At 33.5% G+C, this 9,923-nt stretch carries 9 protein-coding genes; 5 read left to right on the plus strand and 4 right to left on the minus strand.

Features of this window, described 5'->3' with window-relative positions:
- Window positions 1-8 precede the first annotated feature (8 nt).
- The 4 genes from LIZ08_RS08255 to LIZ08_RS08270 all read right to left on the minus strand — a co-directional run bounded on the left by LIZ08_RS08255 (window position 9) and on the right by LIZ08_RS08270 (window position 3,931).
- Window positions 9-1,241, minus strand: coding sequence for a replication initiation factor domain-containing protein (locus LIZ08_RS08255; RefSeq protein ID WP_227038650.1), 1,233 nt, complete (start codon window positions 1,239-1,241; stop codon window positions 9-11).
- 163 nt (window positions 1,242-1,404) lie between these two features.
- Window positions 1,405-3,138 (minus strand): FtsK/SpoIIIE domain-containing protein, encoded by a 1,734-nt coding sequence (locus LIZ08_RS08260; protein WP_227038651.1) that lies wholly within the window; start codon window positions 3,136-3,138, stop codon window positions 1,405-1,407.
- A gap of 13 nt (window positions 3,139-3,151) precedes the next feature.
- The gene (locus LIZ08_RS08265; protein ID WP_070586805.1) at window positions 3,152-3,613 is read right to left on the minus strand and encodes a conjugal transfer protein; all 462 of its coding nucleotides are present in this window, start codon (window positions 3,611-3,613) and stop codon (window positions 3,152-3,154) included.
- Between the two features lie 21 nt (window positions 3,614-3,634).
- Window positions 3,635-3,931: a hypothetical protein gene (locus LIZ08_RS08270; RefSeq protein ID WP_049499609.1), complete on the minus strand. Its 297-nt coding sequence runs from the start codon at window positions 3,929-3,931 to the stop codon at window positions 3,635-3,637.
- 868 nt (window positions 3,932-4,799) lie between these two features.
- On the opposite strand from LIZ08_RS08270, the gene LIZ08_RS08275 reads away from it, so the two are divergent.
- The 5 genes from LIZ08_RS08275 to LIZ08_RS08295 form a co-directional block, all read left to right on the plus strand.
- The gene (locus tag LIZ08_RS08275) at window positions 4,800-5,135 is read left to right on the plus strand and encodes a helix-turn-helix domain-containing protein (RefSeq protein ID WP_049488289.1); all 336 of its coding nucleotides are present in this window, start codon (window positions 4,800-4,802) and stop codon (window positions 5,133-5,135) included.
- 7 nt (window positions 5,136-5,142) lie between these two features.
- Window positions 5,143-7,032, plus strand: coding sequence for a P-loop NTPase fold protein (locus LIZ08_RS08280; RefSeq protein WP_049488291.1), 1,890 nt, complete (start codon window positions 5,143-5,145; stop codon window positions 7,030-7,032).
- Between the two features lie 126 nt (window positions 7,033-7,158).
- Entirely contained in the window at window positions 7,159-8,019 is an 861-nt protein-coding gene (locus LIZ08_RS08285) for an ImmA/IrrE family metallo-endopeptidase (protein ID WP_049488292.1), read from the plus strand.
- 8 nt (window positions 8,020-8,027) lie between these two features.
- On the plus strand, window positions 8,028-8,714 hold the full coding sequence (locus LIZ08_RS08290) for an XRE family transcriptional regulator (protein WP_049488294.1): 687 nt from the start codon (window positions 8,028-8,030) through the stop codon (window positions 8,712-8,714).
- A gap of 512 nt (window positions 8,715-9,226) precedes the next feature.
- A partial coding sequence (locus LIZ08_RS08295) for an ABC transporter transmembrane domain-containing protein (RefSeq protein WP_264463503.1) occupies window positions 9,227-9,923 on the plus strand: 697 nt, incomplete at its 3' end.

The following is a 9,923-nucleotide window of genomic DNA, read 5'->3' on the forward strand; positions in this document are numbered from 1 at the left end:
TTTCCTTTCTAGTGTTCATAGTGTTTATTGGCTTTGAGAAGTCGTAACATGGCTTTTCCTCGATCTGTGATCTCTCCGCTGTTCTGAATCATTTTCATGTATTCTGTTTGGAGGATCTTATCTGCTTCAGTGACTAGTGCAAGAGAATTCGCAACTTGGTAGGTTAGCCAGCGAATCGTTCGCTCAATACTGTAAGGCTGTGGGTTAGTTGAGAGCTTTAAGGGTTCGACACCTCCAAAGAGTTTTTGCCATTTTTCATCGGGTTTATAGGCTCCAAAACGAGTAACTCCATCATAGACTTGAATTTCTTTATTGACGATACCTCGTGCAATTTCTCCGAGGTCTACACCATTAATGTATTCCTCCACAATGCCTTGAGCTTTCTGATCTGAGAAGCGGAGTTCATAGCGATTCCAGATACCAAAAATCTCCAAGGATTCGTCCAAGGAGATGTTTTCCATTCGAGCTATTTCATAGCGCTTTTCATAAAAGTTGAAGTAGAGTTGACTTTGACGGCTCCCAAAGTAAATGGACAAGCCATGATTCGCTTCCATGTCTTTATTATCTGTAAATGATCCACCACCCGTGATATTCCATTTCTTGATCGTGTCTAGAACAATCTCTTTGGAATAGAGTTTATCAATCAATTTGGGAATTTGAATTTGTTCGTCCTCGTGACCGTAACCCTTATAGAGTTCATCTAGAGCGATATCGAGACGCTTCACCCGAGCATCTTCATAGGAATAAAGAATGTTTTGAAGAAAGATCTGCCAAGTAATTCCCTTGTCTTCTAGAAGCAATTCCAGCTCACGGCATCCTTGCCCGGATAGTTGAAGACAAGTTTGGTAATCATTTGTCACAGACTTATCAAAGAAATCAAAAATCCAGATGTTTCCTCGTTGCCATAAGTGGGTATAGTTCATGAGACGGGTTTCTTGGTCTGTAAATTCACTTAGGTGACAGTGAAGGAAGTTTTCACAGAAAGCATCTAAATCCTTTAATCTAGGAAAGGTCAATCGTAGATAGTCGATCTGAGCCCGAAGACTGGTTTTATCGCAATCTTGATAGTAACCAAGTCTTTCTTTTAGTTCTCTAAACTTATCAATCGTCAGTCCTCTTTCGCCTGTTTCATAAGAGCGATAGGTTCTTGTAGGCAGATCAACAGCTTGTGCAAATGCTTTTTGACTAAGTCCTGTTTGTTTTCTGAAATTCTTAATATGAAAAGGACTAATTTTGTCCATTCATCGCAACACCTCTTTCTAACAAAGTGACACACTTTTTTGACGAAAGTGACACACTTCATAAAAATTGAAAACTCAACTCCCATAAGGAATGAGGAGGGGTGGACTTGGCGTTTTTGCCAAATGTAACCCCCCTATTAGAAAAACGGGGGTTGAAGTTTCATCATGGGCTAGGACAAGGGCAAGGGCAAGCCTGACCGCAGGTCAGGCGCAGACCGTAGCCCGAAGTCTCTAGGCCATGATGAACAATCGTCGCTTCAACTGCTTTTGGATAAGATCTGCGTCCTCCCTCTTCAAATTGAGCGAGGATTTCAAGAAGAAGTTTTTCTTGAAAAGGATCCACTAGAATAGCGGATACAGTCCGTTCAAAGATGATCCCTTGTTCTGTTAAGAGATAGATAATCTTGCGTAAGGTTGGCATTTTAAGATTTTGTTCGTCCGCAAATTCCTTGAGTGGTCGTTTGTTTGGTTCGTTTTCTATAGACTCCTCTTCCTCTATAGGATCAATTTTTTCAGGCGGTGGTTTATATTCTTCAAACACTGAGAATTCTATTCCTTCAAACTCCATGATGGGAATTTTAGAGTAGGCATCATAGAAGGAAAAGCCTTGATCAAGCGGTACATAAGGAGAGAAAAATTCACCAGCCAACTCACCATTATTTGCGATATAGCCCCGCCCTTTGACCTTGACTCCATTAATTTCATCCAGCTTTTTGAACTCTTTCGTTTTATTGGCATCTCCAAACATCATGTCATATCCTGTTGATTCTAAATGACCGACGGAGAGACGCTTCATAAAGTTATCCCGAAGAGCCGTTTTGATAAATTCCCCATCGGGCCGTTGCATAGCAAAGATGATAAAGACTCCAGCTTGACGGCCTTCTAAAACTAACTGAGAGAGATATTCCATTAGTTCTGACTGTTGGCTATAGTCACGATCGATCTTTGCCATAAGCGCTGCCCACTCGTCTACTAGAATGAATTTTGGTTTCATGTCATAATGAGTAAAGTTCTTTCCAGCTTGGAATTTTGGCGAAGTAGACATCCGTTCATAGCGTTTTTCCATGAACTCTACACTCTCTTTAAAACAGTTAATGATATCTTCCTTACTAGTATATACCCGACCATGAAAGACTGGAATTTTCTTTAATCCAGCCAGGTCAGAATTCTTTGGATCACAGATATCGACAAAGCCGACTTTAGCTAGTGCATAGATTATGGTCATGAGAACAACTGTTTTTCCTCCACCTGTTCCACCACCAATGAGAAGATGAGGTTCTTCGATATAATCCCAAGATACATCTTTCATGAGCTGGAGTTTGGATCCTTTGACCTTTACTTCATCGATGGTGATTCGGCTATCAATTCGGTTAATAGCAATTTCATACTTGATAAAGCGATTATCAAAGGTTTTATTACGAAAGTCCCCATTAAACATGACTTCAAGCGTAGCTCCAAGGTTTAAAAAGCGATCTTGAAATTTATTACCTTCTAAGATGAAACTCACTTCAATCTTATAGCGAGACTGTTTGATATACACTTGAGGCAAGGTGATTTTTTCAATGATCTTGTTTTCACGTCTAACCTTTTTAACGAGATAGAGGTTATTCTCTAGCAAAAAGCGAGAAAGAATTCGAAGGCTGTTTAGCTTTTGAAAAAAGAGCATCTTCCTGTAGCAAACCCGATTGATAAAACAAGAGAAGATTAAAGAAAAGAGAAGTCCAGCTCCTAGAAAATATCCTTGAGGTAAGGGATGGACTTTTAATTCTTCTAGATGTAAGTAGCTGTAGTAACTAATAGCCAACAAAAAAGGAAACCACCAGATAAACCATGTGATTCCCTTTAGTTTACGATGAAAAACTCGAACTCTTTTTCCCCGATAGGTAAAGAGTTTCATACTGCATCACCCCCTAGTTTTCCTTCTTATTTTCTACTGGTTTGTTTTCTTTAGTCGGTGCACCTCCAGCTTTTTTCTTGATTTTAGAAGCAAAGAGCTTATAGATATCATTACGATTGACGTGGGTATGCGTGATAACAATATCTTCCAATTCAATTTCTTCTCGGTATTTAATTCCCAAGTCCTCAATTTCAGACTCAGACATATCTGCGATCGTGAAAAAGAGAGTTTCGTGCTGGACAGAAGAGTGAATCCCTACGACAATTCCACGGATCTCACCTGTATTGACTTGTACAAATGATCCATCAGGATTTCGTTGTGAGCGATCCACTTCAAAGATGATATCAGGGCCCTCAATGCCTCGGAAAGTCAGTTTTCCAAGAACTGCTGGTACATCCAGCCCATCTGTAATGACACGATAAGTTTTGTCAGCAATTTGTAGTTTTTCTCCGTAGTTTAATCCAATTTTAGCCATGTGATTTTCTCCTTTTATTTCTTATTTTTTAAGTACCAATTTTTCCGCAAAGACATTGAGATAAGGTGCAACATTATTGCCATTTAAAGCAGTGTCTGGGAAAAAGATTGGGTTAACTGCCTCTACTAGAGAATCTTCAGGAAAGACTGTTGTAGAAGCTGGTGTGATGACATGAAAGGCACCGTGCTCTGCGCTGTTTAGAATGTGACGTTGGTATTTGCCTTCTTTTCCAAAAATAAATTTAGGAGCATTTCCTAAACGTTCGTAGTAAGCAGGGCCAATAAATTCTGGTTTCATTTTAAGTGTTTCTGAGATCATAAGTTTTTCCTTTCTGAGTGTAAAATAAAAAGAGTTAAGCTAATTGCTTCACTCTTGAGTAATAGTGTGTAAAAAGTTTGCGTTTAAACATACGACTATAGAATTGAATATCCCCATGAGCATAGCCATTTCTACGAGCATCTTGAGCCAGATGATCTAGATCTATTTGAGCTTGAGCATAAAGTTTAGCCTGTAGTTTATCAGATTCACTAAACATACCATAGGTGAATTCATAGTTATCATAGAGTCGTTTACATTGTAGTGCGAAAAAAGTTTGTCATATCATTCTCCTTTATTGTAATAAGTAAAAAAGCTACTAAGTGAAAAAAGGAAAGAACTTAGTAGCTTGAGAGTAGGTCTATCTAATTAGATAGACAGCAGTAAAGAAAAGTTATTTGGTTGAAGGATCCCTCCTTCACGGTGGCAACGTTTAGCAAGGTGCTTTGCGTCAATTACCATCGCTTTCCCAGCCAATCTCTTCAGGTAGTCATGATCATACCCAAGGGATTCTCTTACGCCCTTTGGCGAAGCCAGTTCACTTTACTATTCGGAAAAGTGCGAAAGTCCGAAATGCGTGGAAGCCCACAAATACTTGTTTTATATCTTCACTTCAACCATAAAACGGACTTGACTTTACCTATCAAATAGATTACAATAAAGGTACGAAGTTTAGTGTAGTTTGATAGTCAGTCCTCTGGTTGTCAGACGCACTTTTTATTTAATTGTCAATGATCATAATGCCGATAGTTAGGCGTTATTATTTTTAAAACCAATATAACTTCCGGCTATATTTTATATTATATAACCATTGGTTATATTTGTCAAGAGATTATTTGAATTTAATACAAAAAAATTTTAGAGGTTTAAAATGGAATTTTCGGAACGATTAAAAAACCTTAGAAAACAAGCACATCTTACACAAGTCGATGTAGCTGAAAAACTAGGAATTTCGCAACCAGCTTATGCTTCATGGGAACGTGGAGCTAAAAAACCAACACAAGATAATTTAGTCAAGATTGCACAAATTCTTGATGTATCAATTGATTATCTAGTTGGGAACTCAGAAGAAAAATCAGATGAACTAGATAATATTGAATTGTTATTCCGTATGAATTCAAAAGGTCTAACTGATGAGGAAAAAACCGTCTTTAAAAAAGAATTGATTGAGTTTATGGAAGAACGAAAGAAAGCGTTTAGGAATTAGCAAGTAAATGAAAGAAAAGAATTCAAAAATCGATCACATAGACACCTCTATTGCCACAAAACAATTTAGTAATATGATTGTTGAAAAGGATGAAAATAAAAATTATAAAACATTTTTTCTTAATGGCATTTGGGGAAGTGGGAAAACAACTTTTTTAAAAGATACGGAGAAAGATTCCGAGGGAAATTTAAAAAAGAATAGATGGAAAGTAAGATATTTAAAGTTATGGGAAATAAAAAATGATAGATCCGTTTTTGAATTAGCTTTTGCTGTCCTATTTCCGAAGTATAATTTTTTTGCATGGTTTTTTGTAATAATTTCTATTGTGATCTCATTACTTTTAACCCCTACCTTCAATTTGGGATTATCCAAAATAGTTCATAATCTTATATCATCTTGTATTAAATCTCAAGAATTATCTAAATTTTTAGAATATATCTTTATTCCTATCTTAAAATCAGTTTTTACAATTGTGGCATTAACAGTATCAACATTTGAGTTATTGAAATTAAAATCTGATAGTTTTTATATATTTTTATTTAATAGAAAGTTACGTAAAAAAAAGAAAAAAGTAGTTTTAGTAGTCGATGATTTTGATAGAGTCTCTTCTGAAAGGCAAAAAGAGGCTTATAAATTATTCAATGTAATTCATGGGAAAATTCCAATTATTTTTGTTGGAGATCTTGATAAAATAACTATCGATAGTGATAGATCTTTAAGATTTTTAAATAAAATAATTGATAAAAGAGTTGAACTTCCAGTTGCTATAAACTCTAAAAATGTATTAAAAAATTATATTTCATCGTTAAAAGAACAGTTAAGAACTGTAGATAAATATTATTATCACAGTTTTAATGATATTTATATAGATGACTTTCTAGATAAAGATTTTTTAAATAGTAATTTGACACTGAGAGAAATTAATCAATTTAAGAGCCTGTTAGATAGCGAAATTTCAAAAAAAGAAGGGAGGGTGAGATTAAGTCAACAAATAGTAATCATATATTTGTACTTGTTTGATTATCAAAATTATAATGAATTACGTAATAATTACGATAGCAATAGTAAGAAAGTAAGAATGAAAGGATTTTATGAAAAAGATGAAACAAAATATAAGAATATAAATAAAGTTCTCTTTGAAGCTCGAGGTGGACGTTGTGTACCTTTAGGATTCGATCAAGGACCAGTATCGTATTTTATAAATGATAATATAGAAAATTTATCCGTCAAGGAAGCTGAAGATAAATTGATAAAAATGTACGAGGATATTGAGATTATAAATAGTTTAGGTGAAAATACGGAAGAATTTTTAGAATACATAAACCAAACTGATATAGAGTTGGAAAACCTTAAAACTTTGTTACACAGTATTTTATTAAAAATAACAGATCAAAAATTTCAGGATATAGCTTCAATAGTTGTAAATAAGATAAATATGATATTATCTAGAGATAGGAATAACAAAAATAATGATGTATTTTGGATTGATGTTACAAAAGAAATAGATATTTCCAAAAGATGTTATTTTTACGTAAAATATCGTATATTTTCTGATAACATACCATTTTCAACAATTAGAGAAGATTTATTGGGCTATATAAATACTTCACAAAAAATAGAAAACATTCCAGAAGTCGCTTTTTCTTTATTACAAGGTGAAATTTTAAATTATAAGAATGATAAATTAAATATAATAAAAATATTTAATAGTGACATTAAAAACAAAGAAAAAAACTTTGGTGTTTTAAAAAATTATTTTGGTATTCAGGAAAAAAGTGTAAATAATGAAAACCAATATATAATTGAAAATACTTTTAAAAAAGATTTGAATGTAACGCCTTTTGTTGAATTTTTTTATAAAGAGGTACTCACAGTGAATTCTGAAAACACAGTCTGAGATTCTATTTTTATTTTTTTTTTTCTTAATAAAACTTTTAGTGGACATCTGTCCACTATTTTTATATAATAAACTCAACCCATTCGGTTTAGTTTTGTAAATAATACTTAAAGGAGGTATCATTCTTTGGATGAATTGTATACAAGAATAAGTAAGTCTACAAAACATGTGTTATACCAGTATATGAAAGATCATGACATTTCATTACTAAATTATAATTTCAACTACTTCTTTCAACACTGTATTCAAGAATATCAGATTCAAGTGATTAGTCACCACTTCTCTAATCGTAAGATTGAAGGATTAACTGTTATCGATGAATTAGGAATTAGTTTTTCCTATGAAAAGGATAATCCAATTGTAAAGCAAAATTTTACTCTATGTCATGAACTGGGACATTTTATCCTAGAGCATGAAGGAAATTATTTTACTGAATCTATTGATAATCAGGAGAACCTATTAGAGCGAGAAGCGAATATTTTTTCTGCTGTAGTATTAATGCCTGACATTGTTTTGTTGTCAAAGATTTATTATAGTTGCGACACCTTTCAACACATTCAAAGTAGCCTCGATGTCTCAAAACAGGCATTGTTCTTTCGCCTTTTAGATCTTCTTAGAGAATATTATCCTGAAAAAGAAAATACCATTAGGCAGGCTATCGATGCTTATATTGATGGACAAAATGCCACACTACTCCTTTTGTTTCACGGTGTCAAAGATCAGATTATAAAGGAATTCAACAACTATCAGACTTCTCTAATCAATAAGATTGAGCAATCAGTAATTAAAAAAGGCTTCGTTACTAGCCAAGAGTTACCTGAACTTTTAAATCAGGATAATTGGAAGACAATTAAGAATTGTCATGACAATCTAAAAGTATGGCTCATCTATGATAAAGGAAAATCTATAGCTTATGTTTGGGATAAAAATAAGCTAACAGACAAAGAAGCAAAACAAAAAGCTGAATTGAAACTACTGTTAATGTGAGGTAAGTGATGTATCAACCAGAAAAACTAAAGGCTCGAAGAAAAGAGCTAAAAATGACTCAAAAAGATATTGCTGATCAGTTGGGAGTCAGCTATCAAGCCTATTCCGCATGGGAACGTGGAGTAAAACAACCATCTAGAGAAAAAGTGCAACAACTAGAGCAGATTCTAAACGTACCGAAAGGTTTTTTTACAGAGATCGAAATCGTCCGACTATATAATACTTTATCGGATGAAGGTAAGAATAATGCACTTAGTTATGTCAGAGGCCTAGTTCAAAAAGAAAAATGTAAGAACATTATTTCAATGTCAGAAAAACTATACGAATACCATGTTTACGAACAAATGTCTGCTGGTATCGGTTCATCGGTGTATAACGATCAAAACTATGATACTGTCTATTTTGATGAAGAACTAGCCCACGATTTCGCCTCATGGATTTCTGGTGACTCAATGGAACCCAAATATCAAAATGGTTCTGTGGCTCTCATTCGTGAGACAGGATTTGATTATGATGGTGCAGTTTATGCCGTAGTCTGCAACAATCAGACATACATTAAAAGAGTTTATCAGGAAGAACAGGGCTTACGGTTAGTTTCTATCAATCCAAAATATCGAGATATTTTTCTTTCGTATGATGAAGATCCTAGAATTGTAGGGATTATTGTAGGGAATTTCTTACCTGTTGAACAGTGATATTGTTAATGTAAAATAATAATAGTGTATTATTTTTTCTAGACAGGGTATAAGTGGAAGAAAAGATGAATAAAATGGAGAAGACTCTAATGGTTCTTCTCCATTTTTTTATCTAATTGGTAATGTTGAAAATCGGAAGTGAAATGATACTTTCAAAGAATTCATTTTGGACACTAGCAAACGAAATAGAGCCCTGATGCAAATCAACAATTTGTTTTGAAATTTTTAGCCCAATTCCAGTCGTTCTAATTTAGGATACTGACTACGTCAGTTCCATTTCAACCTTAAAACAGTGTTTTGAGCAACCTGCGGCTAGTTTACTAGTTTGCTCTTTGATTTTCATTGAGTATAAATAAAAATATGAGTTCTCCTCTTATTTTAAAAAATAATTATTTTATAATTTTTTTATATTTAGTGTAAACTATTCAGTGCGTCCCAAATACGGGAGGTTTGTTTCTGATTTTCATATTTGGATTATAATATTCTCATCAGAGTTACTTAAGGAGTAAGATATGAACCAGATTATGAAACAATATAAATTACTATATTTCTTGATTATTTTATTAAGTCTGACAAGTGCTCTTTTAATGACATTCTTCTCTCTCCAATTAGGAAGAATACTTGATAGTATATCTAATTCAAATAGTGGATTACTCTTTCATATCACTATTTCTGTAGGTTCGATTTTACTGTGGTTCTTGATTTCTTGTTTCTATTCCTATTTTAAAAACCAATATGTAAAAAAAGTTATTTTAGATCTAAAAAGGAGTCTCTTATTACATTATTTATCGCGTGAATTTAATCAAATTGACAACCGTAACCATTCAGATTTCTTAAATAATATCACCAAAAACAGTGATCTTATTCAAGAAAATTTATTAATCCCTAAAATCTCTCTAATTGCAAATTTAGGGAGCCTTATCATGAGTGTGGTTGCTATTATCTATATAGAATGGCGATTAGCATTAGTCTTTCTTTTATTGTCGAGTATAACGATTTTTCTATCACAAATTCCTGGAAAGTTAATGACTAAATCAACTAATAATTATTCTCTACAAAATAATCACTATTTGTCAAAAATGACAAACTTTATTAATGGTTTTGAACAAATTAAGTTATTAAATATTCAAAGCTGGACCCAAGAAAAAATTCAAGGAATCAGTTTAGAATTTGAAGAGTCCAGAAAAACATATCAATTCTTAAAAGACT

The sequence above is a fragment of the Streptococcus sp. 210928-DFI.4.42 genome, assembly GCF_020554365.1.
Lineage (GTDB): Bacteria > Bacillota > Bacilli > Lactobacillales > Streptococcaceae > Streptococcus > Streptococcus parasanguinis_S.